The 25,806-nt window shown below is 67.6% G+C and carries 26 protein-coding genes and 1 pseudogene; 11 read left to right on the top strand and 16 right to left on the bottom strand.

What is annotated here, in order from left to right; all coding sequences use genetic code 11:
* Positions 1-45 precede the first annotated feature (45 nt).
* Positions 46-360 (top strand): hypothetical protein, encoded by a 315-nt coding sequence (locus tag HWX39_RS02150; protein WP_175965351.1) that lies wholly within the window; start codon positions 46-48, stop codon positions 358-360.
* Positions 361-402: 42 nt separating this feature from the next.
* Here HWX39_RS02150 and HWX39_RS02155 read toward each other — a convergent pair whose 3' ends face one another.
* From HWX39_RS02155 to HWX39_RS02190, 8 genes are all read right to left on the bottom strand, one after another.
* Complete coding sequence (locus HWX39_RS02155) at positions 403-690, bottom strand: barstar family protein (protein WP_175965352.1); 288 nt, start codon at positions 688-690, stop codon at positions 403-405.
* Positions 691-765: 75 nt separating this feature from the next.
* A complete protein-coding gene (locus tag HWX39_RS02160) occupies positions 766-1,785 on the bottom strand; it encodes a MerR family transcriptional regulator (protein ID WP_175965353.1) in 1,020 nt (339 codons plus the stop codon).
* A 62-nt stretch (positions 1,786-1,847) separates the two neighbouring features.
* Positions 1,848-2,819 carry an amidohydrolase family protein gene (locus HWX39_RS02165; protein ID WP_175965354.1) on the bottom strand — a complete coding sequence of 324 codons (972 nt, stop codon included), beginning with the start codon at positions 2,817-2,819 and terminating at the stop codon, positions 1,848-1,850.
* 1 nt (position 2,820) lies between these two features.
* A complete protein-coding gene (locus tag HWX39_RS02170) occupies positions 2,821-3,768 on the bottom strand; it encodes a YncE family protein (protein ID WP_175956907.1) in 948 nt (315 codons plus the stop codon).
* 43 nt (positions 3,769-3,811) lie between these two features.
* The gene (locus tag HWX39_RS02175; RefSeq protein WP_175956905.1) at positions 3,812-5,104 is read right to left on the bottom strand and encodes an MFS transporter; all 1,293 of its coding nucleotides are present in this window, start codon (positions 5,102-5,104) and stop codon (positions 3,812-3,814) included.
* Between the two features lie 194 nt (positions 5,105-5,298).
* Entirely contained in the window at positions 5,299-6,216 is a 918-nt protein-coding gene (locus HWX39_RS02180) for a dihydrodipicolinate synthase family protein (protein ID WP_175965355.1), read from the bottom strand.
* Positions 6,217-6,224: 8 nt separating this feature from the next.
* A complete protein-coding gene (locus HWX39_RS02185) occupies positions 6,225-7,397 on the bottom strand; it encodes an L-rhamnonate dehydratase (protein WP_089443636.1) in 1,173 nt (390 codons plus the stop codon).
* 50 nt (positions 7,398-7,447) lie between these two features.
* A complete protein-coding gene (locus tag HWX39_RS02190; protein ID WP_175965356.1) occupies positions 7,448-8,503 on the bottom strand; it encodes a 4-hydroxythreonine-4-phosphate dehydrogenase PdxA in 1,056 nt (351 codons plus the stop codon).
* Between the two features lie 115 nt (positions 8,504-8,618).
* Here HWX39_RS02190 and HWX39_RS02195 point away from each other — a divergent pair, with 115 nt between their 5' ends.
* The gene (locus HWX39_RS02195; RefSeq protein WP_175965357.1) at positions 8,619-9,566 is read left to right on the top strand and encodes a LysR family transcriptional regulator; all 948 of its coding nucleotides are present in this window, start codon (positions 8,619-8,621) and stop codon (positions 9,564-9,566) included.
* Between the two features lie 404 nt (positions 9,567-9,970).
* Here the strand turns inward: HWX39_RS02195 and HWX39_RS02200 are convergent, their stop codons facing one another.
* Positions 9,971-11,248, bottom strand: coding sequence for an MFS transporter (locus HWX39_RS02200; RefSeq protein ID WP_175965358.1), 1,278 nt, complete (start codon positions 11,246-11,248; stop codon positions 9,971-9,973).
* A gap of 193 nt (positions 11,249-11,441) precedes the next feature.
* Between HWX39_RS02200 and HWX39_RS02205 the strand changes: the two genes are divergently transcribed.
* Positions 11,442-12,128, top strand: coding sequence for a hypothetical protein (locus HWX39_RS02205; protein WP_175965359.1), 687 nt, complete (start codon positions 11,442-11,444; stop codon positions 12,126-12,128).
* 39 nt (positions 12,129-12,167) lie between these two features.
* On the opposite strand, the gene HWX39_RS02210 is transcribed toward HWX39_RS02205, so the two are convergent.
* The 3 genes from HWX39_RS02210 to HWX39_RS02220 form a co-directional block, all read right to left on the bottom strand.
* Positions 12,168-13,253, bottom strand: a complete 1,086-nt coding sequence (locus tag HWX39_RS02210) for an ATP-binding protein (protein WP_175965360.1) — start codon at positions 13,251-13,253, stop codon at positions 12,168-12,170.
* A 2-nt stretch (positions 13,254-13,255) separates the two neighbouring features.
* Positions 13,256-13,993, bottom strand: coding sequence for a response regulator (locus tag HWX39_RS02215; RefSeq protein WP_175965361.1), 738 nt, complete (start codon positions 13,991-13,993; stop codon positions 13,256-13,258).
* Positions 13,994-14,088: 95 nt separating this feature from the next.
* Positions 14,089-14,982: a LysR family transcriptional regulator gene (locus tag HWX39_RS02220; RefSeq protein WP_244134875.1), complete on the bottom strand. Its 894-nt coding sequence runs from the start codon at positions 14,980-14,982 to the stop codon at positions 14,089-14,091.
* Positions 14,983-15,155: 173 nt separating this feature from the next.
* Here HWX39_RS02220 and HWX39_RS02225 point away from each other — a divergent pair, with 173 nt between their 5' ends.
* Positions 15,156-16,169, top strand: a complete 1,014-nt coding sequence (locus HWX39_RS02225; RefSeq protein WP_175966043.1) for an NAD(P)H-quinone oxidoreductase — start codon at positions 15,156-15,158, stop codon at positions 16,167-16,169.
* A 763-nt stretch (positions 16,170-16,932) separates the two neighbouring features.
* On the opposite strand, the gene HWX39_RS02230 is transcribed toward HWX39_RS02225, so the two are convergent.
* Positions 16,933-17,271: a hypothetical protein gene (locus HWX39_RS02230; protein WP_175965362.1), complete on the bottom strand. Its 339-nt coding sequence runs from the start codon at positions 17,269-17,271 to the stop codon at positions 16,933-16,935.
* A gap of 142 nt (positions 17,272-17,413) precedes the next feature.
* On the bottom strand, positions 17,414-17,569 hold the full coding sequence (locus HWX39_RS02235; RefSeq protein WP_175965363.1) for a DUF3309 family protein: 156 nt from the start codon (positions 17,567-17,569) through the stop codon (positions 17,414-17,416).
* 209 nt (positions 17,570-17,778) lie between these two features.
* Between HWX39_RS02235 and HWX39_RS02240 the strand changes: the two genes are divergently transcribed.
* The 7 genes and pseudogenes from HWX39_RS02240 to HWX39_RS02270 form a co-directional block, all read left to right on the top strand.
* Positions 17,779-18,453, top strand: a complete 675-nt coding sequence (locus HWX39_RS02240; protein ID WP_175965364.1) for a histidine phosphatase family protein — start codon at positions 17,779-17,781, stop codon at positions 18,451-18,453.
* A 19-nt stretch (positions 18,454-18,472) separates the two neighbouring features.
* The gene (locus HWX39_RS02245) at positions 18,473-19,504 is read left to right on the top strand and encodes a phosphotransferase (RefSeq protein WP_175965365.1); all 1,032 of its coding nucleotides are present in this window, start codon (positions 18,473-18,475) and stop codon (positions 19,502-19,504) included.
* Between the two features lie 43 nt (positions 19,505-19,547).
* Positions 19,548-20,312: an SDR family oxidoreductase gene (locus HWX39_RS02250; protein ID WP_175965366.1), complete on the top strand. Its 765-nt coding sequence runs from the start codon at positions 19,548-19,550 to the stop codon at positions 20,310-20,312.
* A gap of 7 nt (positions 20,313-20,319) precedes the next feature.
* Positions 20,320-21,078: a glucose 1-dehydrogenase gene (locus tag HWX39_RS02255; RefSeq protein ID WP_175965367.1), complete on the top strand. Its 759-nt coding sequence runs from the start codon at positions 20,320-20,322 to the stop codon at positions 21,076-21,078.
* Between the two features lie 36 nt (positions 21,079-21,114).
* Positions 21,115-22,359: an acyl-CoA dehydrogenase family protein gene (locus tag HWX39_RS02260; RefSeq protein ID WP_175965368.1), complete on the top strand. Its 1,245-nt coding sequence runs from the start codon at positions 21,115-21,117 to the stop codon at positions 22,357-22,359.
* 76 nt (positions 22,360-22,435) lie between these two features.
* A complete protein-coding gene (locus tag HWX39_RS02265; protein ID WP_175965369.1) occupies positions 22,436-23,341 on the top strand; it encodes a LysR family transcriptional regulator in 906 nt (301 codons plus the stop codon).
* Between the two features lie 29 nt (positions 23,342-23,370).
* Positions 23,371-23,463 (top strand): annotated as a pseudogene (locus HWX39_RS02270) (allantoate amidohydrolase); the annotation flags it as partial.
* Between the two features lie 14 nt (positions 23,464-23,477).
* On the opposite strand, the gene HWX39_RS02275 reads toward HWX39_RS02270, so the two are convergent.
* Together HWX39_RS02275 and HWX39_RS02280 are read right to left on the bottom strand one after the other, a co-directional pair.
* Positions 23,478-24,497 carry an AraC family transcriptional regulator gene (locus tag HWX39_RS02275; RefSeq protein WP_175965370.1) on the bottom strand — a complete coding sequence of 340 codons (1,020 nt, stop codon included), beginning with the start codon at positions 24,495-24,497 and terminating at the stop codon, positions 23,478-23,480.
* Positions 24,498-24,597: 100 nt separating this feature from the next.
* Complete coding sequence (locus HWX39_RS02280) at positions 24,598-25,794, bottom strand: porin (protein ID WP_175965371.1); 1,197 nt, start codon at positions 25,792-25,794, stop codon at positions 24,598-24,600.
* Between the last annotated feature and the right edge of the window lie 12 nt (positions 25,795-25,806).

The raw sequence follows: 25,806 nt of genomic DNA on the forward strand, positions 1-25,806 counted from the left end.
AGTGGCCCCGCGCCCAGTCTGGAATGACATCAGGTTATTGGGATCATGAATCCATTTGAAGAACTGTCCGGGCGGATCAAGGCGATGCAACGCCAATTGAACAGCGAGCGGTTTCTCGAGCTTCGCATCTACCGGCGTGACGCGTACATCTATCAGCTTTCAAGTACCGTGAATCATTCGATCGCTTGCTGGTTGAGCGAAAACCATGTGCCGTTGAGGACACTCATCGATAGGGGCCGACGCTTCATGAAGGAAGTTCCCGCCGGTCCGGGCAAGCCCGGCTGGGAGATGTACTACGATTTGGTGAATGCCTATTTCGATACGATGGAAGAGGCGCTCAACGTCCTGGAAAAAAACTAGTGCAGAAAGAACCGGGATGTCCCGGTTCGCGGTGCCGTTCGGTCATTCGTACTCGACATGGGAAGCGAAGGAGGGGTATTGCTGCGCCATGTTCCGCAGGCAGTCGCTCATCAGCTGCGCGTCATGGGGAAAGCGGCGTTCGAATTCAGGCCAGCCCTTCAGCCGAAGAACAAGCGGCATATCGACAAGCGCGGTAATGGCATCCCAGAAAGCATCCCAGTTTCTTCCGTACCAGCGCGGGAAGTTCAAACGTTCCATCAACCGCATGTGCAGTTGCGCGGTTGATTCAATATCGTCAAGTTCGATTTCCACCAGCTTGTCGCGTGCCATCATGGTCTCCGACGGATAGGTCGCGCAGTATTCATTTTCCGACCCGTGCGAAGCATGATAGCGCGCGGTTGGCCGTCAGGCTTCCGGCCGGCGTGCGATCCGCTCCCGGATTTCAGGCGACGCCAGGCACGTGGCCACGGCTTCGTAGCCGGGCGCACCGGGGTAAGGCGCCACGCGCGAAGGCGGGCTGTGATTGGCCGGGCACAGCAGCAGGGTTTCGTCGCGACCGACCGCCGACAGATCGAGGATCGCCGACGAGCGCGTCAGCAGGAACAGCGGCCGCATGCCGGCGGCGGCGTGTTCACGCAGACGGGCAATCAGTGCCTGTTGCGTGGGCCGGTCGAGATCCTGTTCGATCATGTCGACAACCAGCGCGCGCGGGCCTACGGCTTCGAGACTGGCGAGCAGCGCGGTCAGCGCCGCCGATGGCGTCGCACCTCTTTCGGCGAGCCACGCCGAGGCGCGCTCGACACGCGACTTCAATGAAGGATCGGCGCGCAGCGCGGCAATCGCATCCGCACCGTCGTTTTCCAGCCGATCGAGGCCGACGAACACGGCGCCGGGCAGTGAGTCGGCGAGCCGGCGCGCCAGCCGCGTCTTGCCGCTGCCGAGTGAACCGATGATGTAGTTCAACGGGCGGATGTCACGACACTCGAACCATTCGCCGCCCCACGGCCACGGCAGGCTGAATGCCACGCCGGCACTGTTGTCGTCGACGACTCGCGTCAGTTCGCCGTCGGCCGGCATCCGGCCGCGTGCGAGGCCGGCGCGGATCGCGCGCACGCGGTCGACCTTGCGCACGAGATCCTGAATGCCGTGATCGAGCGCCGCTTCGTGAGCGGCCAGCGCGTCGTCCAGGCTGCGCGCGTCACCGTCGAGCACGCTGGCCACCTGCGCGAGACTGAGGCCGAGCGCACGCAGCGCCGCGATGTCGGCCGCGCGGGCGAGCGCGTCCGGGCCATACGCGCGGTAGCCGGCCGGCGTGCGCTCCGGCGTGACGAGGCCGTGCCGCTCGTACAGCCGCAGCGCCTTGATCGATACGCCGAGCCGCGCGGCGGCGGCCGATGCGCTCAAACGGGGCGTGGACGTGCTCATCCGTCACCTCTCTCTGCTGTCGATTCGTTGCGCTCAGCATAAAGGCGATCCCAAGGGCCGGGTCAAGCGCGACGGCGCGTGAATCGATGAAACGCGGGCGCACCGACGTCGATCCGGTACACCCGTAGCGCGTTGTCATGCCAGATGGCGCGGCGCTCGGCGTCGGCGAGGTGCGTCATCGCACGAGCGAACGTGCGCAGCAGCGCGGGATACGACACGCGCAGCCCGGCCACGGGAAAGTTGCTGGCGAACAGGCAGCGCTGCGCGCCGAATATCGCGATCGTGTCGCGGATGATCCGCGCGTTGTCCGCGTCGTTCCACTCGGCGTCGCGCAAGCCGAGTTCGGAAATCTTCACGGTCACGCGCGGCGACGCGGCAAGCGCCTCCATGCCGCGCCGCCAGTGCGCGAGCCCTGCATCCGAGCGATCCCACGGCAGCCCCGCATGTTCGAGCACGACGTCGACATCAGGTGCATCGGCCAGCAGCGCGGCCGCCTCCTCGAGATGCCAGAACGGCACACGCAGGTCCCAGCACAGGCGATGCGCGACAAGGCGTTCCAGCGCGGCCGGCCAGCGCGGATCGCGCAGCGTGCCCGGCCCGTCGACCGATGCATCCGGCGCGGCCGCGGTGCGCGGCTTGAAGCGCACGCCGCGCACGCGCGGCCATGCGGCTTGCTCGGCGAGCCGTACATCCGCATCGCCGGCGAGCAGGTCGACCCACGCGACGACCGCCGACGGCAGCCCGTGCGACGCCGCGACCTCGTGCAGCCAGCGCGTTTCCGCCAGTGCCTCGTCGCGCGCACGTTCGGCCTCGACGTGCACGCTGGCGACGATTGGCGCACCCTGCGCCGCGTGCCGGAGATCGTCCACCCCGAAATCGCGGCACAGCGCCGCGTAGTCGCCGAACATGAAGCGCGCCGGATCGTAGTCCTCCTGCAGCCACGGATAGTGCGCGCCCGCATCGAGCCGCCACAGGTGGTGATGCGCATCGACGAGCGCATCCGGCATGCCGTCGAGCGGCGACGGGTCGCGCATGTCAGCGTGCCCCGGCGAGCACGTACGACGCATCGGGCTCGCGCAGCGTCGCCAGTGCGCCGACGAAACGCCAGGTATCGAGATCGAGCTCGCGCACGTAGTCGTCCTGGAACGACACGTACGCGACGCGTCGCGACGGATGGAACGACAGCGCAGTCGGGTTCGCGGGCAGCGCGATGCGCTCGATTTCCTCGAGCTGCCGTGCATCGAACACGGAGATCGACCGCTCGCCCGAGTTGGTGAGCAGCAGGAGGTCGCGGCCGTCCGGCGCGGTCGTGCGGTAGATGCGGTTCGGATCGCTGCGCGTCTTCACGCGGCGGCCGCAGGTCATCGTTTCGGTGTCGATCTCGACCAGCGTGTCGTCACCGCGATTCGCGACGAACAGCGTGCGCTCGTCGCTCGACAGCGCATTGCCTTCGGGGCGCGGGCCGGGCATGACCGCACGCGGCGCGACCGTCGCGTCGCGCGGATGGAACTGCGTGACGGTATTCGACAGCAGGTGCACGCCGTACGCACGGCTCGCATCGCGCGTGAGCGTGACGAGGTGCGTCTTCACGCCGCCGGACGGCACGGCCATGTTCGGCACGGGCTGTTGGGTCGGCTCGTCGAACACGAGCAGCATGTCGTGCGCCTCGCTCATCGCGTACAGCCGGCCGTCGCGGTCGCTCGCCATCCCGTGCGGCCGGTAGTACGGCCACAGGTCGAGCATGCGCGTGTGCGTGCGTGCGGCGAGATCGATCTCGGCGATCCGGTGGTCGCCTTCATGGCCGCGCGACCAAGCGGTCTCGATCCCGAAGATGCCGACGTACGCAAAGCGTTCGTTCACGTCGACGGTGAACTCGTGCGGGAAGTTCGGCAGCACGACGTGCTTGAGCGCGGCTTTCGTGTCGAGGTCGTAGAAGCTGAAGGTATGGGCGCATTTCTGCACCAGCAACAGGATGTCGTTCATGGTGAGTCTCCGTAATTTCGTTCGGTGTCCCGCGTATCCGGTCTCAGTCCTCGCAGCGTTTCGGCAGCGTCAGCGCGAGCAGGCCGGCCACCGCGAGCGTGATCGCGAGGCTGTACACGCCGGCCGCCGCGCTCACGTGCTGGGTCAGCACGCCGACCGCATACGGGCCGCAGAAGCCGCCGAGATTGCCGAGCGCGTTGATCAGGCCGCGCGCGCTGCCGGCCGTCTCGACGCTGCAGAGCTTCGGCGGAATCGCCCAGAACACGCCGGCGGCCGCCTGCAGGAAGAAGCCGCAGCCGATCAGGAACGCGAACGACACGGCCATCGACGCATGCGTGAGCACCGACAGCGCCAGGCACGCGGCGAAGCCGACGAGCGGCAGCAGCACGAACAGGCGGCGCTTGCCGGTTCGATCAGACAAATAAGACGTGACGAACATCCCGATCACCATCGCGACATACGGCAGCATCGCGAGCAGGCCGACCTTGCCCATCCCGGTGTGCGTGAGGTTTTTCAGCAGGGTCGGCAGCCACATCGTATAGCCGTAGATGCCGACCTGATAGCAGAAGTTGATGGCGATCAGCAGCCAGATCGTCGGGTTGCGCAGCATCTCGCCGAACGATGCGGCGGCTGGCGTGCCGGCCGCGCGCTTGCGTTCCTGTTCGTCGCGCAGCGCGTCGAGGATGTAGGCCTTTTCGCGCGGCGACACCCAGCGCGCGGTCTCCGGGCCGTCGTCGGCGAACAGCAGCCACACGACGAGGCACAGCAGCGACAGCGCGCCCGCGCTGAAGAACAGGTGATGCCAGTCGTACGCGGCGAGGATGAAGCCGGACAGCGGCGCGGTGATCATGCCGGCGAGCGGCACGAACATGATGACCATCGCATTCGCGCGGCCGCGTTCGCGGTCGGGAAACCAGTGACTGACCATCGTCAGCACGACGGGCAGCATCCCGCCCTCGGCCACGCCGAGCAGGAAGCGCAGCGTCAGCAGTTGCCAGGTATGCGTGACGAGCCCGGTCAGCACCGACAGCACGGCCCAGCTCACGAGCGACCACGCGATGAAGGTCTTGCCGCTGCCGAGCGCCGCGCGCCGGCCGCCGGGAATCTGCAGGAACAGGTAGCCGAAGAAGAAGATGCCGCCGGCGAGGCCGGCCATCGTCGCGTCCATGCCGAGATCGGCGTTCATCCCGCCGGGCATCGCGAACGCGATGTTCACGCGGTCCATGTAGGAAATGATGCAGGCGAGCAGCAGCGGCGGAATCACGCGCAGCCAGCGGCGGCGCGGAATGGCTTCGCCGGCTTCGTATGCCGGGGTGGCCGGGTTCAACGAATTCATGATGTCTCCAATATTGTCGATCTGCGGCAGCGATCTTCTGATGGACCGCTGTCACGCCGTGACGAATCCGCACGGGGCTAACCGCCGATGTGCAACGCAGGTACGCATTTCCCATCGGCGCGAACGTCTGTCCGGCTGCGTGGCGTACGCGTCGGGCCGCAGCCGTGAAGCGCACACCGCAGGCGTCCGGACGTCTAATGCCCCCAGCGCAGCACGAGCGGGTCGAGCCGCCGCGCCGTGTCGAGCAAGCCGGCGCGCACCTGGGGATGCAGTTCGGGCCACGGCGAGCGCGGTGCGTCGCACGCGATCACGCCGCCTTCGCGCATCAGCGCCTTCGCGGTCAGGAAGCCGGACTGGCGGTTCTCGTAGTTGATCAGCGGCAGCCAGCGCGCGTACTGCTCGACGGCTTCGTCGCGGCGGCCGGCGAAATACGCGTCGGTGATCCGGCGAATCCCGTCCGGATAGCCGCCGCCCGTCATCGCGCCGGTCGCGCCGGCATCGAGATCGGCCAGCAGCGTGATGCCTTCCTCGCCGTCCCACGGCCCCTCGATCGCGTCGCCGGCAAGCGCGATCAACTCGCGCAGCTTCGACGCGGCGCCGGCCGTCTCGATCTTGAAGTACGACACGGCGTCGATCTCGCGGGCGAGCGACGCGAGCAGCGCTGCCGGCAGCGCGACGCCGCTCGCGGGTGCGTCCTGGATCATCAGCGGAATGTCGAGGCCGTCGGCGGCTTCGCGGAAGAACGCGCGCACCTGCGCTTCCGGCACGCGAAACGTCGCGCCGTGGTATGGCGGCATCACCATCACCATCGCCGCGCCGAGCGCCTGCGCGTGCCGGTTGCGTGCCGCGCAGATCCGCGCGCTGAAATGCGACGTCGTGACGATCACCGGCACGCGGCCCGCGACGTGCTCGAGCGTGGTGCGCGTGATCAGGTCGCGTTCGTCGTCGCCGAGCGCGAATTGCTCGGAGTAGTTCGCGTGGATGCAGATGCCCTGCGAACCGGCGTCGATCATGAAGTCGAGGCAGCGGCGCTGGCCGTCGAGATCGAGCGCGCCGTGCGCGTCGAAGATCGTCGGCGCGACGGGAAAGACGCCCTGGTAGCGTGCGTGCATGGCGGGCCTCACTCGACGATGTCGAACTGATCGAGGAACTCGGTCTTCAGCGTGAGGCCGAGGCCCGGCACGTCGTCGCGCAGTTGCACGAAGCCGTTCTCGGCCACCGGCTCTCCGTCGAAGATGTAGTAGAACAGCTCGTTGCCGACCTCGACGTCGAACATCGGGAAGTACTCGCTCATCGGCGACGCGAGCGTGCTCATCGTCAGGTGATAGTTGTGCATCTGGCCCGCATGCGGAATCACCGGCACGCTGTACGCCTCGCACAGCGCGTTGATCTTGTGCGCCATCGTGATCCCGCCGACGCGGTTCGTGTCGTACTGGACGACCGACACGGCCTTGCGGTCGAGCAGTTGCTTGAAGCCGTACAGCGAGAACTCGTGCTCGCCGCCGGAGATCGGAATGCGCGTCAGCTGGTTCAGCTCCGCATAGCCGTCGATGTCGTCGGCGATCACCGGTTCTTCCAGCCAGCGCGGCTGGTATTTCTCGAGCTTCGGCAGGATGCGCTTCGCGTACTCGAGGTTCCAGCCCATGTAGCACTCGAGCATCAGGTCGTTGTCGTAGCCGATCACCTCGCGGATCGCCGCAACCGACTTCAGGTTCTCGGTCACGCCTTGCTGCCCGTGCGCGGGCCCGTAGCCGAAGCGCATCTTGAACGCGCGGAAGCCTTCCTTCAGGTAGCGCTGCGCCTCGTCCTGCATCTCTTTCAGGTCGGTGCGGTAGAGCTTCGAGTAGTAGCAGGGGATCTTTTCCTTGGTGCGGCCGCCGAGCAGCTTGAACACGGGCTTGCCGACGCTCTTGCCGAGGATGTCCCAGATCGCGATGTCGACCGCCGAGATTGCCGCCATGCCGATGCCCTTGCGGCCCCACGCGTGGGTCGCGCGATACATCCGCTGGTTCAGGTATTCGTAGTCCCACGGGTCCTGGCCGATCACGAGCGGCGCGAGGTACTGGTCGATGATCACCTTCGCGACATGCGGTGCGAGCGCGACGTTGCCGAGGCCGACGATGCCGTCGTCGGTCTCGACTTCGACGACCGTCCATGAGTGGAAGCGGAACGTGCTCATCGTTTCCTGCGGCGCGTACAGCAGATCCATCGCGTTCGAGCAGAAGTTGCCCTGGGGCGGAACGGTCTTGCCTTTCCACTGGAATACGCGTGCGCGCACGGAACGGATTTTCATGATGGTGTCTCCGGTAATTGATGTTGGCGGGTGCGGGAGGCGCGCGAACGTCACGCCGAAACGGTGGTAGTGCGGCGCGCGGCGCCCATCCGGCACGCGATCTGCAGCGCTTGCCAGGTCGCGCCGACGTCGGCCGTGCCGCGGCCTGCGATGTCGTACGCGGTGCCGTGCGCGGGCGTCGTGATCGGCACGGGCAACCCGCCCTGCACGGTCACGCCGCGCGAGAAGCCGAGCAGCTTGATCGCGATCTGCCCCTGGTCGTGGTACATCGTGACGATCGCCTGGTAGTCGCCGGCCTGCGCCTTCAGGAAGATCGTGTCGGCGGGGAACGGGCCGTGGAACGGCGAGTCGGTCGGCCAGTCGCGCGACTGCAGCTTGCGCACCGCCGGCTCGATGATGTCGACTTCCTCGCGGCCGCAGCTGCCGCCGTCGCCGCCGTGCGGGTTGAACGCGGCGATCGCCACTTTCGGCGCGGCGACACCGTTCGCGAGCAGCGACCGGTAGATCAGTTCGGAGGCCTGCTCGATCCGCTCGATGCTCAGGTAGCGCGGCGCATCCTTGAGCGGAATGTGCGACGAGATGCGCGCGGTCCACAGCTCGCCGAGCGTGTTGAATTCGCAGAAGTAGCCGGTCACGCCGAGCGCTTCGGCGAAGTGGTGCAGCTCGTCCTCGTGCTTCAGCCCGCCGAGCTTCATCGCGTACTTGTTCAGCGGCGCGAAGCAGATCGCGTCGATGTCGCCGGCGAGCGCCGCGTCGAGGCACAGGTCGAGCACGGTCAGCGTCGAGCGGCCGCCGGCCGCGCCGGGCTGCCCGACCGTGACGTCGGCCGGGGCGATCGTGTCGACGGCGACGAACGCGGCGCGCGCGGTCGAGCGCCGGCCGCGCGCGGCGGCGAGCGACGCGACGGGCTCGACGTCGACCGTCACGCCGGCCACGCGCTGGCCGGCTTCCCACAGCCAGCGATCGCCGATCAGCACGAGATTCGCGCGGGTGGTGGCGTCGGGGCGTGCGAGCAGTTTCGCGATCAGCTCGGCGCCGATGCCGGCGGGGTCGCCGAGCGTCAGCGCGACGACGGGCAGGGGGGCGGCGGGCGAAGGGGTGGTCATGCGGTGTCTCCGGTGGCGGCGCGTGGCCGTTTGTCTATGGGGTTGATGCTAGGTAGACGGAATGAGTCGGTAAATTGAAAACTCTTGATGAATCGATAACCTGGAGTAATCAGAGATGGGCTCGATCGACCGACGAGACTCGACCCCGCAGTTGCTGAACCGGCTGCGCATGCGGCAGATCGCGCTGCTGCTGGCCGTGGACGAGTGCTCGACGCTGCGCGCGGCGGCCGACCAGATGGGCCTCACGCAGCCGGCCGCGACGAAGATGCTGGCCGAGCTGGAGAGCGCGCTCGGCCAGCGGCTGTTCGACCGTGTCGGGCGCGGGCTCGTGCTGAATCCGGCCGGCGAGCGCGTGCTCGGCTATTTCCGCGGCATCCGCGGCAGCATGGAGGCGCTGAATCGCGAGCTTGGCGAGCTGCAGCTCGGCAGCGCGGGGCGGCTCGCGATCGGCAGCATCATGGCGGCGTCGCCGGGGCGGCTCACCGAGGCGCTGGTGCAGTTGAAGGCGCGTTACCCGCTGCTGGCGATCGACATCGCGGTGGATACGAGCGACAGGCTGATGCCGCAGCTGCGCGAAGGCGTGCTCGAAGTGGTGATCGGGCGCCACGTCGGGACCGATTGCGACTTCCGTGTGGTCGACGACGAGGCGCTCGCGATCATCGCGGGCCGCGACCATCCGCTCGCGGGCGCGGGGCCGGTGGCATTCGACGCGCTGCTCGATTACGCGTGGATCCTGCAGCCGGCCGGTAGCCCGGCGCGCGAGGTCGTCGAGCGCGAGTTCAACGCGCGGCATCAGCCGATGCCGCGCGGGCTGGTCGAAACGGGGTCGATCCTGACCACGATGAACCTCGTCGACCGTTCGCCGATGCTCGGCGTGATTCCGCTGACGGTGGCGCGGCGCAATGCGGCGCACGGGCTCGTCGCGATCATCGATTACACGCTCGAACAGAAGCTGCCGTCGTACGGCAGCCTCGTGCGGCGCGACCGGCCGCTGAGCATCCCCGCGCAGCAGTTTCTCGCGCTTTTTCACCGGGACGGGGCCGGGGATGACGGCGGCGCGTAACGGCGCGGTTTGCCAGCCCCGGCGGCCGAGCCAGCCGCGACGGCCGAGGTGGCCGAACCAGCCGCGCTGGCCGAGTCAGCCGGGTAGGCCGAATCAGCCTAACCGCCCGAGCCACCCGAGCCACCCGAGCCACCCGAGCCACCCGAGCCACCCGAGCCACCCGAGCCACCCGAGCCACCCGAGCCACCCGAGCCACCCGAGCCAACCGAGCCAACCGAGCCAACCGAGCCAACCGAACCAGCCAACCGAGCCAACCGAACCAGCCAAGCAAGCCAAGCAAGCCAAGCAAGCCAAGCAAGCCAAGCAAGCCAAGCAAGCCAAGCCACCACCATCGCGAACCGCAGTGAATCGTGACGCCGCCGCCGGCAAGACCGCCGACGCAGGCGAACCCGAAGCGACCCGCTTCAGTGTGCCGACGGCGCGGCGGGCGCGTCGGCGAGTGTCGGCATCGACGCCGACAGCGTGCGTTCCGGGCGAATCCGCAGCGCGGCGACGATGCCGATCAGCAGCATCGCGACCGAGCCGATGAACGGCACGGTCCAGCTCCCCGTGCGATCGACGAGATAGCCGAACAGGATCGGCGACAGGATCCCCGAGATCGCGGAGCCCGCGTTCATCATCCCGCTCGCGATGCCGGCGTGGGTCGGCGCGATGTCGCTCGGCACGGCCCAGATCGGCCCGATCGTCAGTTCGAGGCACAGGAACGACCCCGACAGGCACAGCGCGACGCCAGCCGTCGAGTGCACGACCGCGAGCGGCAGCAGGCACACGAGCGCGCCGACGAAGCTCGCGACGATCACGCTCTGGCGCGACAGCGCGAGGTTGCCGGTCTTCCGGTAGATCCGGTCGCACAGCCAGCCGCCGAGCGTGTCGCCGGCCACGCCCGCGAAGAACACGCCGGATGCGAACAGCGCGGTCGACTTCAGGTTCAGGCCCTGGCCGTTCAGGAAGAACGTCGGCAGCCACGTGAAGAACAGCCACGCGGTCCAGCCGTAGCAGAAGTAGACGAAGATGGTCGGCGCCATCCGGCGGAACAGCGGCCCCCACGGCGTCGGGCCGGCGGGCGGCGCGGGGCGCGCGGCACGCGGGCGGCCATGGCCGGCTTCGTCGCCGAGCGGATACTCGCGGAAGCCGACGATCCACCACGCGAGCCACACCAGCGTCACCGCGCCGATCACGAAGAACGCCGCGCGCCACGACAGCCAGGTCATCAGCGCGGCGACGATCGGCGGCGTGACCGCGTTGCCGAGCCGCGAGAACGAATGCGTGAAGCCCTGCACGACGCCGCGCCGCTCGCGCGGGAACCAGTGGGTGATCGCGCGGGCCTGGGCGGGCAGCGTCGCGCCTTCGCCGATACCGAGCAGCAGGCGCGCGGCGAACAGCAGCCCGAGGCTGTGCACGAACCCGGTGGTGAAGGTCGACACGACCCAGATCAGCCCGCAGCCGATCAGCGTGATGCGGGCGCCGAACCGGTCGGCGATCCAGCCGCCGCCGACCTGGCAGATTGCATACGAATACGCGAACGCGGAGAATGCGACGCCAAGTTCGGTATTCGACAGGCCGAGTTCGGCCTTGATCGCGCCGGCCGCGGTCGCGAGGTTGACGCGGTCGACGTAGAGGATGAACGAAAGCGCGCACAGCAGCCACAACGTGTGGCGCCGTTGACGAGGGTCGTTGGGCATGTGTCTCACTCCATTCTCGTGCGCGGCGTGGCAATGACGCCGCGTTCACTGGCCGGGCCAGCATCGCGCGGCCGCGCGGACGCTGTCTAATGAATCTTTGGGATCAATCGATAACCCCAGGTATTCATTCCCGTTTCCGCCGCATCATTCGCAGCAGCCGTACCCGACGCAATGGAACACCACAGGTGAAGAATTGACCGACGACGAAGAACTTTCACTCCGCCGCGAGAGCCGCTTCTGGGAACTGCCGCCGGTGAAATGGTGGATCCGCGGGCATGGCCGCGACGGCTATTCGTTTCGTCTGCTGCTGTGGCCGCCGGTGATCGTGTTCGTGCTCGAATTCCTTTGCATGCTGTTCGACGCGCTGTACACCAGCATCGGCATCAGCGCCGTCGCGACGCTGTTCCTCGGCTTCGCCGGTTACCACGGCGCGCAGCGCGAATGGCTGGTGCCCTCCGCGACCACGCGCGCGCTCGTGAAGGCACGCATGAAGAAGGCGGCCGAGCGGTTCTCGTCGCTCGGCGTGGGCGCGACGGTGCTCGCGATCTTCGTCGCGGCGACCTCGCTGTCGCTCGTGATGTCGGGGCAGCCGGTGCTGGACAGCGTGTCGAAGGAGGCGGTGTCGATCTTCATCGCGCTGGTGTTCCTGCCGGTGTACGTGTCCGGCGCGGTGCGCAAGCTGGCGATCGCGCGGATCGAGGAGCTGGAGGCGCTGCGCAACGCGACCGTCGGCACGAAGCTGATATTCGACCGGGCCGGCGCCGTGCGCGCGGTCGTCGTGCAGGGCGCGGCCGGGAAAGGGAAAGTGTCCGTGCTGGAGTACACGGTGCTCGGGTTCAACCCGCCGCTCGAACAGGTCGGGCGCGAACCGCGTGCGTGACGGTTAAAGGCGGTGTAACGGCGACGTAAAGGCGGCGTCCTAAGCCGGAAAGCGCGCGTTGTCCGGCGCCGCCACGAGGTTGTCGGGCCACTGCACTTCGAACCGCGTACCGCCCGCGCCGGTCGGCACGCAGACGGCTTCGCCATGATGCGCGTGGGCGATCGCCGCGACGACGGCAAGCCCGAGGCCGCTGCCGCCGGGCTGCGATTCGTCTACCCGCCGGAACGCCTTGAACACGTGCGGCGCGAAATCGGCCGGGATGCCGGGGCCGTCGTCCTCGACGCGCAGCCGGCAGATGCCTTGTTCGATCCGCGTCTGGATGCGGATCGTGCCGGGCACCGCGTGGCGGCGCGCATTTTCCAGCAGCGCGAGCAGCGCCTGACGGATGCGCACCGGGTCGCAGCGCATGCGCCGCGTGTCGAGGTCGAGCACCGGATGCTGGCCGGCGGCCTGCAGCGCATGGGCGAACACATCGACCACGGCGCGCACGTCGGCGGCGAGATCGGCTTCGCGGATCTCGATGCTCAGATGGCCGCCATCCGCGAGGCTGACCACGCGCAGATCCTCGATCAGCCGCGTCAGCCCTTCGACTTGCGCGAGCAGGCTGCGGAACTGCGCTTCGTCGGGCTCGAACACGCCTTCGGCGAGCCCTTGCAGGCGCCCGCGCAATACCGTGACAGGCGTGCGCAGCTCATGCGCGATCGCGGCGTTCCAGATCGCCTGCTCGTTGGTCACGCGCTGCAGCTCGTCGGCGAGCGCGTTGAAGTTGTCGGCGAGCAGCGCGGCTTCGTGCAGCGAGCGGTCGCCCGCGACGGCGCGCGCGCCGAGATCGCCGCGCGCGACGCGGCGAATGCTGTCCGTGACCGAATTGAGCGGCACGAGGATGCGGCGCGCGAGATTGACGGCGACCGCGACCGACAGCACGAGGCCGACCGACGTGGTTGCGATCAGCCACAGCCATTCCGGCGCGGTCGGCAGCCAGTTCTTCGTGTTGAAATGCGTGGGCCAGTAGTTGAACGCGACGTAGTAGAAGAGGATGGCGGTGAGTACCATCAGCAGCGTCACGCCGAACACCATCCCGGCCATCGTCAGCGCGATCTGCCGGCTCAGGCCGTCGAGCTTCACGTTCAACTCCAGAGCTTGTAGCCGACGCCGCGCACGCTGACCGGCACGCCCCGCACGCCGAGATCGTCCAGCTTCTTGCGCAGCTTGCTGACGTGGCTGTCCACCGTGCGCTCCAGCGCGTCGCCTTCCGGCAGGCAGGCGGCCATCAGCTCGGCGCGGCTGAACACGCGCCGCGGCGCACGCGCGAGCTGCGCGAGCAGCTTGAACTCGGTCAGCGTCAGCACGAGCCGGTGCCGTTCGCTACCCACTTCGAGCGTGGCTTCGTGGTGTTCGAGGTCGATCTCGAACGGCGCGACCCGCAGCACGCGCTGTTCTTCCTGGCGGGAGCCGGCCATCGAACGGCGCAGCACCGCCTGCGCGCGCGCAACGACTTCGGCGGGATTGAACGGCTTGACCACGTAGTCGTCGGCGCCGATGCGCAGGCCGGTGAGCTTGTCGATGTCCTGGTCGAGCGCGGTGAGCATGATCACCGGCGTGTCGCCGCGATGACGGATTTCGGCGAGCACCTTCCAGCCGTCGACGTGCGGCATCTGCACGTCGAGCAGCACGAGGTCGGGCTTGAGCTGCAGGTGCAGCTCCAGTGCGCGGCGGCCGTCGGCCGCGTGCACGGTGCGCAGGCCGCCGCGCGCGAGATAGGCGGTCAGGATCTCGGCGATCTCGGGTTCGTCCTCGGCGATGAGGACGAGCGCCTGGGCGTCCTGGCCGGCGCTGGAAGGGGGCGGGAGATCAGGCAGGGCCATTCGAGTGAGTCCATCGGGTTTCCATCGAGCCGCCATACTACCGCATGGGAAACGCCGTCGAACGGAGGCGGGGCGGTGGTGCGCGGCGGCGTGTTTTACCGATGTGCGTCGAACGCGGACACGATCTCGTCGATCGTCGCGCGGATGCGTGCGGTGTGGCGCAGGTCGCGATGCGTGACGAGCCAGACCTCGTACGGCGCGTCCCGCATCTGCGCGGGCCAGATGCGGGCGAGGCCGTCGCGTTCGCCCATGTGCACCGGAACCTCACCGATGCCGAGGCCCGAGCGCAGCGCGGCGCGCATCATCAGGCTCGAATTCATCCGCGCGACGATGCGCCCGGCGTCGATCGGCTCGCCGGCGATCGCCGGCTTCCGGCTCGCCTCGACATACGGCTGGTAGACGACCAGGTCGTGCCCCGCGAACGCACTGCCGCGCGCGGGCTCGCCATGCCGTTGCAGGTAGTCGTGCGAAGCGAACAGGCCCATGTCCCAGCAGGCGAGGCGGCGCGCGACGAGATCGGGGTTGTCGGGCCGCACGGTGCGCACCGCGATGTCGGCCTCGCGTTTCGCCAGGTTCAGGATATGAGTCGACGTGTTCAGCGATACGCATACGTCGGGATGCTTCGCATGCAGCCGCGCGATCGACGGCATCACGAATTCGAGCGCGAGCGCATCGGTCGTCGTGATCTTGACCTCGCCGGCGAGCCGCCGGTCGACACCCTGCGTCAGCCGGACGAGTTCGTGCGCGTGCTGCTCCATCGCCTCGGCGGCGCGCAGCGCCAGCTCGCCGACCGGCGTGGTCAGGTAGCCCTTCGACGAGCGCAGGAACAGCGTCGCGCCGAGCATGTGCTCGAGCTGCGCGAGCCGGCGCCCGACCGTCGCCTGGTCGACCCCGAGCGTTTGCGCCGCGCGGCGCAACGTGCGTTCGCGATGAATTGCGAGGAACACGCGCGCGTCGTCCCAGTTCATCGATTGTGCTGACTGATGCATTTTTGCATTCCTCGTTCGGCAATTCACTGCGTGCCCGCGAGCGGCACCGTCCCTAGACTGTCTTCACACCCATTGTGATGCCGCGATTCGAGGACGGTCCGCGAATCGGCCGCGCATCGACGAACGTTGAGGATCATATCGTGACTGATGACGTGAAAACCCTGCCCGCCGACATGACGGCGATTGAAATCGTGCGCCCAGGCGGCCCCGAGGTGCTCGTGCCGACCACGCGCCCCGTGCCGTCGCCGGGTTCGGACGAAGTGCTGATCCGCATTCATGCGGCAGGCGTAAACGGCCCTGACGTGTTCCAGCGCAAGGGGCTGTACGATCCGCCGCCCGGCGCGTCCGACATTCCCGGTCTCGAGGTCGCCGGCGAAGTCGTCGCGGTTGGCCGCGATGTCACGCGCTTCGCGATCGGCGACGAAGTCTGTGCGCTGATTCCGGGCGGCGGCTACGCGGAATACGCGGTAGCGGCCGAGAGCAATACGCTCGCGATTCCCGAAGGCCTCGACATGACGGAAGCGGCAGCGATGCCCGAAACCTTCATGACCGTCTGGCTGAACCTGTTCCAGCGCGGCCGGTTCGCGGCCGGCGACAGCGTGCTGATTCACGGCGGCGCGTCGGGCATCGGCACGACCGCGACGATGCTGGCGAAGGCGTTCGGCGCGTCGACCATCATCACGACGGTGGGCTCGGAAGCGCAGCGCGACGCGAGCCTGCGGCTCGGTGCGGATCTTGCGATCGAGTACCGCAACGAGGATTTCGTCGACGCGGTCAAGCGCTTCACCGACGGCAAGGGCGTGGACGTGATCGTCGACATCATCGCCGGCGACTACGTCGCGCGCAATTTCGCGGCAGCCGCGATAAACGGTCGCATCGTTCAGATCGGCGTGATCAACGGGCCGGCGAAGGAGCTCGACCTGTTCCCGATGCTCACCAAGCGTCTCACGCACATCGGCTCGACGCTGCGCTCGCGTACCTACGAGGAGAAGGCGCAGCTCATCCGCGAGCTGGAGGAAGCCGTGTGGCCGCTGATCCGGCAGGGCGCGGTGAAGCCGCAGGTCTACCGGACCTTCGATCTTCGCGACGCGAGCGCGGCGCACGCGCTGATGGATTCCGGCCGCCACATCGGCAAGATCGTGCTGCGCACGCGGGCTTCCGCCGCAGACGGCAAGCATTCGGCGTGATCGGGCCGCGCTTCAGCCCCGCAGACGTTGGGGGGCTGAAGGGCTTGCCTCGTCACGCGACGGCACGAATCATCGTGAGGGGATCGTCGATGGTTGTCATACAAGAAATTCAGGAGTTCGCGTAGTTGTTCGGTGGCAAGTTTGCGTTCGCGAGGTTGGCCGAGGCGGATTGAATCCACCACCGCCAGCAGTTTATAGAGCGTTTCATCGCCACGAACTGCGGTTGTCACGGACTTGTATATCGGTTCCACTGCGAGCCCGAGCGTGTCCCCATGCGGATCGCGCCAGACAGGGGGAGTGCTCTCCGGCGCTGCGCAGTAAGCCCTGTCGGAATACCTCGCGTCAGACCAAGCGTCTGCGCCGGAAATACGAATTTCACGCCATACGAAAGAAATTCCTCAAGTCCCCGGCGGTTAACGACTGGCCGAACACCATGCCGCGGTGGCCTGGCGAGGCCATTCGCACAGCAGCGCCAAAGTGCGTTGCTCACTTCGGATTTACCGATGCCGGCGGCGCTCGACAAGCCGCGCACACTATAACGGTCTGATTCAAGATTCAATTCCAAGGAGCGGGCGAAGGGATCGTCCAGATGCTCGTGTGCCGGTCTGACATCAGGTGTGAGGTCTTCGAGATGCTCGTTAAGGGGCGGGTACCCGGCACTAGCCTGCCGCTCCAGCTCGGGGCGATCTGGCGGCGAACGGCCGCGAGCGCACGGAAGTTTCTGCAAGCGTAGCGCCACGACGCCGGACGCGCGGTGAGTACGCTATGGATAGTCGAAATACTTCGCGACCCCGTGCCTGTCACCATCGAAATCGACGGTGGGACACGAGCCGATCTCGGGGCGCCCGCCCCAGGTGAGATGCAGCACCGAATAACGGTCGGGCTCGTCGACGTGGGTGCAGATCACGTCATCGCAACCCAGTGCGTGAGCGATCACTTTCAGATTCCGCCGGTAGAACGGATGCCCGGGGTGGATTTCGATTTCAAGTTCCGCCTGGATGCGTGTGTGATCGGTATCGCACGCGCGTGACGGATCGTCGATTGTGCACCACTCGTCCGAACCTGCCGCCTGGTCCAGCTTCGTTTCGCCGTTGGAGGTCATGGGTTGCTCGTCTCGCGCGTCATGCCCGTGAATCGGCTGCCGGCCATCCCGGCGTCGGGACGGGCGCTTCGGGGATGGCCGGCAGGGCCGGCCGCCATTGTTTCATAAGCGACGCGGCCTGCCCGGCTGACGCGCCGCGGCCTCAGATGCGATCCAGCAGCACCAGTATGACGACGATGATGACGATCAGCCCGACGGTGCTCGAGGGCCAATAGCCCCAACTTCGGCTGTGGGGCCATGCAGGAAATGCACCGATGAGTATGAGAATCAGGATGATGATAAGGATCGTACCGAGCATCGCACCCCTCCTGGAACGGATTGGACATCGCGGTTCTCCCGCCGAATGCGACTGGAGCAAGCTGCGTGCCGCGATGGCGCCCGCCGGGCAACGGCAAGGTCCGGACGGGACGCGAATTCACGAGATGAATACCCCCGGATTCAGAAAATAAAGTTTAAAAATGCGCCCCTGCCCCCTATGCTGAATCCTTCTGATCTGGCGGGCATGCAATGGCTGAACTTTTTCTGGTACGGCACGGGCAGGCGTCCTTCGGCGCGGACGACTACGACCGGTTGTCCGCGGCGGGCGAGCAGCAGAGCGTCTGGCTCGGCGAATACTTCGCGCAGCAAGCGCTCACATTCGACCGCGTGATCTGCGGCACGCTGAACCGCCACGCGCAGACGGTCGACGCGATCCTGCGCGGGATGGGCCGCGAAGGCGCGCCGGTCGAGCGCCACCCGGGCCTGAACGAGTACGACTTCCACGGGCTGTTCGCCGCCGCCGCGCACGACTACCCGGACATCACCCGCCTCGCGGCCGGCTCGATGAAAGAGCATTTCCGCGCGCTGCGGCAGGTGCTGCAGCTCTGGTCGGAAGACAAGCTCGGCGATTCGGCCCCCGAGACCTGGGCGCACTTCCAGCAGCGCGTGGCCGACGCCCGCGCGGCCATCCGCCACGGCGGCGGCCAGCGCGTGCTGGCGGTGAGCTCCGGCGGCCCGATCGCGGTCACCGTGCAGCAGGTGCTGGCCGCGCCGCCGTCGAGCGCGATCGCGCTGAACCTGCAGATCCGCAACTGCAGTCTTTCGCAGTTTTTCTTCAACGCCGATGCGTTCCACCTCGCGTCGTTCAACGGCATCCCGCATCTGGAGGATCCCGAACGACATGCGCTGCGAACCTACGGCTGACCCACGAACGATCGCGACGATGACGAACCCTACCCAGCAACTCGACGTAGCCCGCCTCACGCGCTATCTGGAAGCGCACGTGCCGGGCTTCGAAGGCCCGGTCGACACGGAGAAGTTCGCCGGCGGCCAGTCGAATCCGACTTTCCTGCTGCGTGCGAAGAGCGGCCGCTACGTGCTGCGCCGCCAGCCGCCGGGCGAACTGCTGAAGTCCGCGCATGCGGTCGACCGCGAATTCCGCGTGCTGAGCGCGCTGTCGGGCGCCGCGGTGCCGGTCGCGCGTCCGTATCACCTCTGCGAGGACCGCGACGTGATCGGCAGCCTGTTCTACGTGATGAGCTACGAGGACGGCCGGATCTTCTGGGATCCCGCGCTGCCGGAACTGCCGAAAGCCGATCGCGCGGCGTGCTACGACGCGTTGCTGCAGACGATGGCCGCGTTGCACGACGTCGATGTCGACGCGGTGGGCCTGGCCGACTACGGCCGCCCCGGCAACTACTTCGAGCGCCAGATCGGCGTGTGGACGAAGCAGTATCGCGCGGCCGAAACCGAGCGCCTCGACGCGATGGAAACGCTGATCGACTGGCTGCCGAAGGCGTGCCCCGCCGACACGGGCCGGCCGGCGCTGGTGCATGGCGATTTCCGGATCGACAACCTGATGTTCGCGCGCGACAGTTATCGCGTGAAGGCCGTGCTCGACTGGGAACTGTCGACACTCGGCAACCCGCTCGCCGATCTCGCGTATTTCTGCATGTGCCTGCGGCTGCCGTCCGGCGGGCAGGTGCGCGGGCTCGCGGGCCAGGATCGCGCCGAACTCGGCGTGCCGGACGAAGCGGCGATCGTCGCGCGCTATTGCGAACTGCGCGGCATCGAGCCGATCCGCGACTGGCACTTCTATCTGGCCTTCAGTTTCTTCCGGCTCGCGTCGATCACGCAGGGCGTGAAGGCGCGCGCGCTGCAGGGCAACGCGTCGAGCGAGCAGGCGCTGCGCGTCGGCGCGATGGCCGGGCGGCTCGCCGAACTGGCCGTCGGCGTGATCGACGCGCATCGCTGAAGCCGCCGGGCACGACAACACATCAATGGAGGAGCACAGCAACATGGCAACGAACCTGTTCGACCTGACGGGCAAGATCGCACTGGTGACGGGCGCGAGCCGAGGCATCGGCGAGGAAATCGCGAAGCTGCTTGCAGAGCAGGGCGCACACGTGATCGTGTCGAGCCGCAAGCTCGACGATTGCCGGGCCGTGGCCGACGCGATCGTCGCGGCGGGCGGCCGCGCCGAGGCGCTGGCGTGCCACGTCGGGCGGCTGGAAGATATCGCCGCGACGTTCGAGCATATCCGCGGCAAGCACGGGCGGCTCGACATCCTCGTGAACAACGCGGCCGCGAACCCGTATTTCGGGCACATCCTCGATACCGACCTCGCCGCGTACGAGAAGACCGTCGACGTGAACATCCGCGGCTACTTCTTCATGTCGGTCGAGGCCGGCAAGCTGATGAAGGCGCACGGCGGCGGCGCGATCGTCAACACGGCGTCGGTGAATGCGCTGCAGCCGGGCGACCGGCAGGGCATCTACTCGATCACGAAGGCCGCGGTCGTCAACATGACGAAGGCGTTCGCGAAGGAATGCGGGCCGCTCGGCATCCGCGTGAACGCGTTGCTGCCGGGTCTCACGAAGACAAAGTTCGCGGGCGCGCTGTTCGCCGACAAGGACATCTACGAGACCTGGATGGGGAAGATCCCGCTGCGCCGCCATGCGGAGCCGCGCGAAATGGCCGGCACCGTGCTGTATCTCGTGTCGGACGCGGCGAGCTACACGAACGGCGAATGCATCGTCGTCGACGGCGGCCTGACGATCTGAGCGCGCGATGAAGATCGACAGCTACGCCGGGCAGGCCGTGATGATCACCGGCGCCGCGAGCGGCTTCGGCGCGCTGCTCGCGAGCGAGCTGGCCGCGATGGGCGCGCGCGTCGCGCTCGGCGACCTGAACGGCGAAGCGCTCGAACGCGTGGCCGCGCCGCTGCGCGCGGCCGGCGCCGACGTGATCGCGCAGCGCTGCGACGTGCGCGTCGAGGCGGAGGTTGCCTCGCTGGTGCACGCGGCGGCCGAGCGTTTCGGCCGGCTCGACGTCGGCATCAACAACGCGGGCATCGCACCGCCGATGAAGGCGCTGATCGACACCGACGAAGCCGATCTCGACCTGAGTTTCGCGGTGAACGCGAAGGGCGTGTTCTTCGGGATGAAGCACCAGATCCGCCAGATGCTCGCGCAGCGCGAAGGCGTGATCCTGAACGTCGCGTCGATGGCCGGGCTCGGCGGCGCGCCGAAGCTGGCGGCCTACGCGGCGTCGAAGCATGCGGTGGTCGGGCTCACGAAGACGGCGGCGATCGAATACGCGCGTCACGGCATTCGCGTGAATGCGGTGTGCCCGTTCTACAGCACGACGCCGATGGTCACCGACAGCGATATCGGCGAGCGCCGGGACTTCCTCGCGCAGGGCTCGCCGATGAAGCGGCTCGGCCGGCCCGAGGAGATCGTCGCGACGATGCTGACGCTGTGCGCGAAGGAAAACACTTATCTGACCGGGCAGGCCGTCGCCGTCGACGGCGGTGTCTCGGCCTTCTGAAGAACGAACGGAACACGGAATCCCGAGGAGTCGATCATGGACTTTGGCTACACCCCGAAAGTGGAAGAACTGCGCAGCCGCGTGCGCGCATTCATGGACGCGCACATCGTGCCGCGCATCCGCCAGTGGAACGAGGAAGTGCACGCGGGCCAGTATCCCGTGTCGTTCATGGAGGAACTGAAGGAGCGCGCGAAGGCGGAAGGGCTGTGGAACCTGTTTCTGCCGCACCTGAAGGACGACGAGCCTGGCACGGGCCTGACGAATCTCGAATACGCACCGCTCGCCGAGATCATGGGGCGGGTGGGCTGGGCGTCGGAAGTGTTCAACTGCAACGCGCCGGACACGGGCAACATGGAACTGCTGCACATGTTCGCGTCGCCGGCGCAGCGCGAACAGTGGCTGAAGCCGCTGCTGCGCGGCGAGATCCGCTCGGCGTTCGCGATGACGGAGCCCGATGTGGCGTCGTCGGATGCGACGAACATCACGACGCGCATCGAGCGCGACGGCGACGAGTACGTGATCAACGGCCGCAAGTGGTTCATCACGAACGCCGCGCATCCGAACTGCAGGATCTTCATCGTGATGGGCAAGACCGATCCCGAGGCCGAGTCGCACCAGCAGCAGAGCATGATCCTCGTGCCGCGCGACACGCCGGGCGTGACGATCGTGCGCAACATCACGGTGGTCAATCACGTCGCGCCGGAAGGGCACTGCGAGATCACGTTCGACAACGTGCGCGTGCCGGCGAGCAACCTGCTCGGCGAGGAAGGCAGCGGCTTCGCGCTCGCGCAGGCCCGCCTCGGGCCTGGCCGCATCCACCACTGCATGCGTTCGATCGGCGCGGCCGAGCTCGCGCTGGAGCTGATGGTCGACCGCGCGCAGTCGCGCGTCGCGTTCGGCAAGCCGCTGAACCGGCACGGCACGGTCGGCGAATGGATCGCGCGTTCGCGCATCGAGATCGAGCAGGCGCGCCTGCTGGTGCTGAAGGCCGCGTGGATGATCGACAAGGTCGGCGCGAAGGCCGCCCGCAAGGAAATCGCGATGATCAAGGCGCTGGTGCCGACCGTGTACACGGACGTGTGCGACCGCGCGATGCAGGTATTCGGCGCGGCGGGGTTGAGCCCCGATACGCCGCTCGCCGACCTCTGGACCTGGGGCCGCGCGCTGCGCTTCGCCGACGGCCCGGACGAGGTGCACCTGCAGGCGATCGCGCGGATGGAAATCAAGGGCGGCGAGCCGGGTTCGACGGCCCCGTACCTGACGCCGCCGCCGCGCGCCTGAGCGTCGCGCCGCGATGCGCAGGGCCGTGGACGAACGGGAGGCGCACGCCGTAAGATGCCGGCAAGGAGATCCGGCGATGCGCCTTTCGAAGATTGACCTGAACCTGTTCGTCGTATTCGATGCGATCTACACCAAGCGCAACCTGACGCGGGCGGCCGAGGTGCTGAACCTCACGCAGCCGGCCGTCAGCAACGCGCTTGCGCGGCTGCGCAAGACCCTGAACGATCCGCTGTTCGTCAGCACGCCGGCCGGGATGATGCCCACGCCGCTGGCCGAGAACATCGTCGGCCGCGTGCGCGAGGCGATGCAACTGCTCGATTCGAGCGCGCACGAAGGCGACGTGTTCGATCCGGCGTCGTCTACGCGTGTGTTCCGGATGAGCATGAGCGACCTGACCGAAGCGCTGCTGCTGCCCGCGCTCGGCGAACTGCTGCAGACGCAGGCGCCCGGCATGCACGTGCGCAGCTATACGATGGACCGCCGCGAAGTGGCGACCGCGCTCGCGAACGGCTCCGTCGACCTCGCGATCGACGCACCGCTGATCGGCGATCCGCACCTGCACCAGGCGCTGCTCGTGCGCGACCGCTATGCATGCATGATCCGCGACGGTCACCCGTTCAAGGGCGACACGCTCACCATGGACGACTACCTGTCGATGGGGCACACCCACGTGTCGAGCCGCCGCAAGGGCAGCGGGCACGTCGACGCGGAACTGACGCGCCTTGGCCTGCGCCGCACCATCCAGATGCGCGTGCAGCACTACATGGTCGCGCCGCTGATCGCGATGCGCGGCGATCTCGCCTTGACGGCGCCGCTGCGGCTGCTGCAGCGCTATCCGGCGCGCATTCTCGAACTGCCGTTCGAGATGCCTGCCCTCGAATACTTCTGCTACTGGCATCGCAGCGCCGATCAGGATCAGGGCAGCCGGTGGCTGCGCGAGCAACTGATGACGCTGATGGGCGGGAGCGGCGACGCGGCGTGACGAAGGCGGTTGCGCGTCTCGTGCTGCTCGAATGGATCGAGCCGCAGCCGTTGCTCGACGGCACGCGCGTGCTGTATCACACGCTCGTCGCGCTCGATCGTTCGCTCGCGGGCGCGGCGTAACGGCGGCCGGGTCGCTACACCGCCCGTTGCCCCTCTCTCGGCCCGTGCCCGGTCCACCGCTTGAACGCGCGCCGGAAGTTGTGCGCGTCGCTGAACCCGACTTCGTGCGCGACGTCCTCGATCGACAGCCGCGGGTTGCTCAGCAGCGTGAATGCGCGCTTGCGGCGGATCGTGTCGATCACCGTTTGATACGACACTCCCTGATCGGCAAGCCGCCGCCGGAGGGTGCGCTCGCTCATGCACAGCTGCGCGGCGATCTCGGCGAGCGACGGCGCATGGCGCAGGTCGCGCCGCATGATCCGTTCGATCGATTCGAGAAATTCGGTACCTTCGGGTTCGGGCGGCAGCGCGTCCTGCAGGAATTCGAGCGCCTGGCGATGCGCGAGCGGATCGTGGGTCGCGATCGGGCGGTTGCCGAGTGCGGCGTCGCACGAGAACAGGTTCTGCTCCTGTTCGAACCGCACGGGGCACGGGAACACGCGCGCGTATTGCTCCGCATAGGCCGGCGGCGGGTAGCTGAGATCGATGACCTTCGGCTGGAACGCGGGGCCGACGAGCGAGCGCCCGATCTTGATGAAGCTGCCGAACGCCTCCTCGACGAGGAACGCCTCGATGTCCGGTTCGAGGAAGACGTTGGTCGCGCGGACCGACAGCGTGCGCGCATCCGAGACAACCTCGAAGCGCATCAGCGGCCCCGTGTGGCGCTGCAGCTCGATGCCGACCACGATCGCATCCTTCAGCGTCGGGCTCGTCAGCATCGCATAGCCGACCAGGCCGATCGACGCGATCGTCTCGCTCGTGCCGAGTTCGAGGCCGAGCGCCCGCCCCGGCGCCATGTCGAGCGCGCGGCGGATCATCGTGCTCGCCTGGCGCAACGAAATCCGGCACGACGGATTCGACAGGTCCGCGACGTCGAAGCCGAGCCCGAGGCACAGCCGCGTGGGGTCGATGCCCAGCTCCTTGCTTGTCTCCGCGAGGCACCGCAACAGATGGACCGGCAGATTCGCCGTCGTATAACGGTCGGTATCGTCCATGGATGCTCCGTATTTTTTTCCATGGATTGTACTCGTCCCGCCCGGCCGGAGGCCTGGCGCCGCCCCCGTCACGATTGCCCACATCACGCGCGGCGCCGCTTCAGAAGTAGTGCCGCAGGCCGACCGTCGCGCCGAGCTGCGTGGTGCTCGTGCTCGGTGCCTGCCCGTTGATGCCGACGAGCTGCGCGCCGATCAGCCCGCCCCGATAGATCGCGTAGTCGACCTCCGCATACAGCATGCTGCGCTTCGACAGGCTGTAGCCGGCGATCACCTGGAACTGGCGCGCGCGGCCGTCGAAGTCCGGTGTATAGCCGGACTGCGTGGTCCACCATGCGTTGACGGCCGCGGTGAACGTCTGCGTGAAGCGGACCGTCAGCCCCGCGAGCGCCATCTTGCGGCGGCGGAACCCGCCGGGCACCGACGGATCGACCACCTGCGCGGGCGAGATGATGCCGAGCGCCGCGAGATCGGTCGGGCCGAAAGGGCCGTTCTCGAACGACGTGAAGTCGTTGTCGCGCGCGTTCTCGATATAGCCGGCGTTGACGGTCGCGTTACCCAGGGTCACCGAGCCGTCGCCGCCGTAGACGTCGAACTTGCCGTGCGTGACGTCGTCCCAGCTGCGCATGAACGATGCGCCGATCGTGAACGGCCCCTTGTCCGGCGCATACGCGACCGCCGCGCCGGTTTGGGCGCCGAGCACGCCGCCGCCCGCATGGCCGCCGGGCGAGTACTGCGCGAGCAGGTACAGGCTGCCGAGCTGCGCGCCGTACTGGATCATGTTGCTGGTGCGTGCGGCCGCGAGCATCGTCTGCTCGGGCTTGAACAGGTTGAAGTACGGATCCTGCGGGCCGGCCCACAGGTTCGAGCCGTAGGTCAGCGACACCATCTCGAACGGCACGTTGTACTGGCGGCCGAGCGTGAGCTGGCCGAGCGACGTCGACGTCAGCCCCACGTACGCGACCTGGAAGAAGTTCGGCGAGCCGGCCGGCACGATGCTGCCGCTGTTCGGGCCGAAGTGGCTCTCGACGTTGAACTGCGCGGACAGCCCGCCGCCGAGATCCTCCTGCCCCTTGAGGCCCCAGTAGCTTTCCGTCAGGCCGCCGCCGTCGGCCATCGAGATCCTGCGGCCCGTCGACACCGGCGAGCCGTCGGCGCCGTAGGACACGCCGTGCGTTTCGTAGCGGATGCCCGCATCGATCACGCCGTACAGCGTCACGTTGCTTTGCGCGTGCGCGCCGGTACCGGCCAGGACCAACATCGCGCAGCACGCGGCGCGAACGCTATCGTGACGATTCATTATTCTGGACTC

Source organism: Burkholderia sp. BCC0322, from assembly GCF_902833045.1.
Classification (GTDB): domain Bacteria; phylum Pseudomonadota; class Gammaproteobacteria; order Burkholderiales; family Burkholderiaceae; genus Burkholderia.

Coding starts and splice junctions, on each gene's coding strand:
- HWX39_RS02260 (WP_175965368.1), top strand. CDS start 21,115: ATGGACTTTGGCTACACCCCGAAAGTGGAAGAACTGCGCAGCCGCGTG.
- HWX39_RS02275 (WP_175965370.1), bottom strand. CDS start 24,497: ATGGACGATACCGACCGTTATACGACGGCGAATCTGCCGGTCCATCTG.
- HWX39_RS02195 (WP_175965357.1), top strand. CDS start 8,619: ATGGGCTCGATCGACCGACGAGACTCGACCCCGCAGTTGCTGAACCGG.
- HWX39_RS02170 (WP_175956907.1), bottom strand. CDS start 3,768: ATGAACGACATCCTGTTGCTGGTGCAGAAATGCGCCCATACCTTCAGC.
- HWX39_RS02160 (WP_175965353.1), bottom strand. CDS start 1,785: ATGAGCACGTCCACGCCCCGTTTGAGCGCATCGGCCGCCGCCGCGCGG.
- HWX39_RS02165 (WP_175965354.1), bottom strand. CDS start 2,819: ATGCGCGACCCGTCGCCGCTCGACGGCATGCCGGATGCGCTCGTCGAT.
- HWX39_RS02240 (WP_175965364.1), top strand. CDS start 17,779: ATGGCTGAACTTTTTCTGGTACGGCACGGGCAGGCGTCCTTCGGCGCG.
- HWX39_RS02280 (WP_175965371.1), bottom strand. CDS start 25,794: ATGAATCGTCACGATAGCGTTCGCGCCGCGTGCTGCGCGATGTTGGTC.
- HWX39_RS02185 (WP_089443636.1), bottom strand. CDS start 7,397: ATGAAAATCCGTTCCGTGCGCGCACGCGTATTCCAGTGGAAAGGCAAG.
- HWX39_RS02150 (WP_175965351.1), top strand. CDS start 46: ATGAATCCATTTGAAGAACTGTCCGGGCGGATCAAGGCGATGCAACGC.
- HWX39_RS02250 (WP_175965366.1), top strand. CDS start 19,548: ATGGCAACGAACCTGTTCGACCTGACGGGCAAGATCGCACTGGTGACG.
- HWX39_RS02220 (WP_244134875.1), bottom strand. CDS start 14,982: ATGCATCAGTCAGCACAATCGATGAACTGGGACGACGCGCGCGTGTTC.
- HWX39_RS02265 (WP_175965369.1), top strand. CDS start 22,436: ATGCGCCTTTCGAAGATTGACCTGAACCTGTTCGTCGTATTCGATGCG.
- HWX39_RS02155 (WP_175965352.1), bottom strand. CDS start 690: ATGGCACGCGACAAGCTGGTGGAAATCGAACTTGACGATATTGAATCA.
- HWX39_RS02180 (WP_175965355.1), bottom strand. CDS start 6,216: ATGCACGCACGCTACCAGGGCGTCTTTCCCGTCGCGCCGACGATCTTC.
- HWX39_RS02200 (WP_175965358.1), bottom strand. CDS start 11,248: ATGCCCAACGACCCTCGTCAACGGCGCCACACGTTGTGGCTGCTGTGC.
- HWX39_RS02190 (WP_175965356.1), bottom strand. CDS start 8,503: ATGACCACCCCTTCGCCCGCCGCCCCCCTGCCCGTCGTCGCGCTGACG.
- HWX39_RS02255 (WP_175965367.1), top strand. CDS start 20,320: ATGAAGATCGACAGCTACGCCGGGCAGGCCGTGATGATCACCGGCGCC.
- HWX39_RS02230 (WP_175965362.1), bottom strand. CDS start 17,271: ATGACCTCCAACGGCGAAACGAAGCTGGACCAGGCGGCAGGTTCGGAC.
- HWX39_RS02245 (WP_175965365.1), top strand. CDS start 18,473: ATGACGAACCCTACCCAGCAACTCGACGTAGCCCGCCTCACGCGCTAT.
- HWX39_RS02175 (WP_175956905.1), bottom strand. CDS start 5,104: ATGAATTCGTTGAACCCGGCCACCCCGGCATACGAAGCCGGCGAAGCC.
- HWX39_RS02235 (WP_175965363.1), bottom strand. CDS start 17,569: ATGCTCGGTACGATCCTTATCATCATCCTGATTCTCATACTCATCGGT.
- HWX39_RS02215 (WP_175965361.1), bottom strand. CDS start 13,993: ATGGCCCTGCCTGATCTCCCGCCCCCTTCCAGCGCCGGCCAGGACGCC.
- HWX39_RS02225 (WP_175966043.1), top strand. CDS start 15,156: ATGACGGCGATTGAAATCGTGCGCCCAGGCGGCCCCGAGGTGCTCGTG.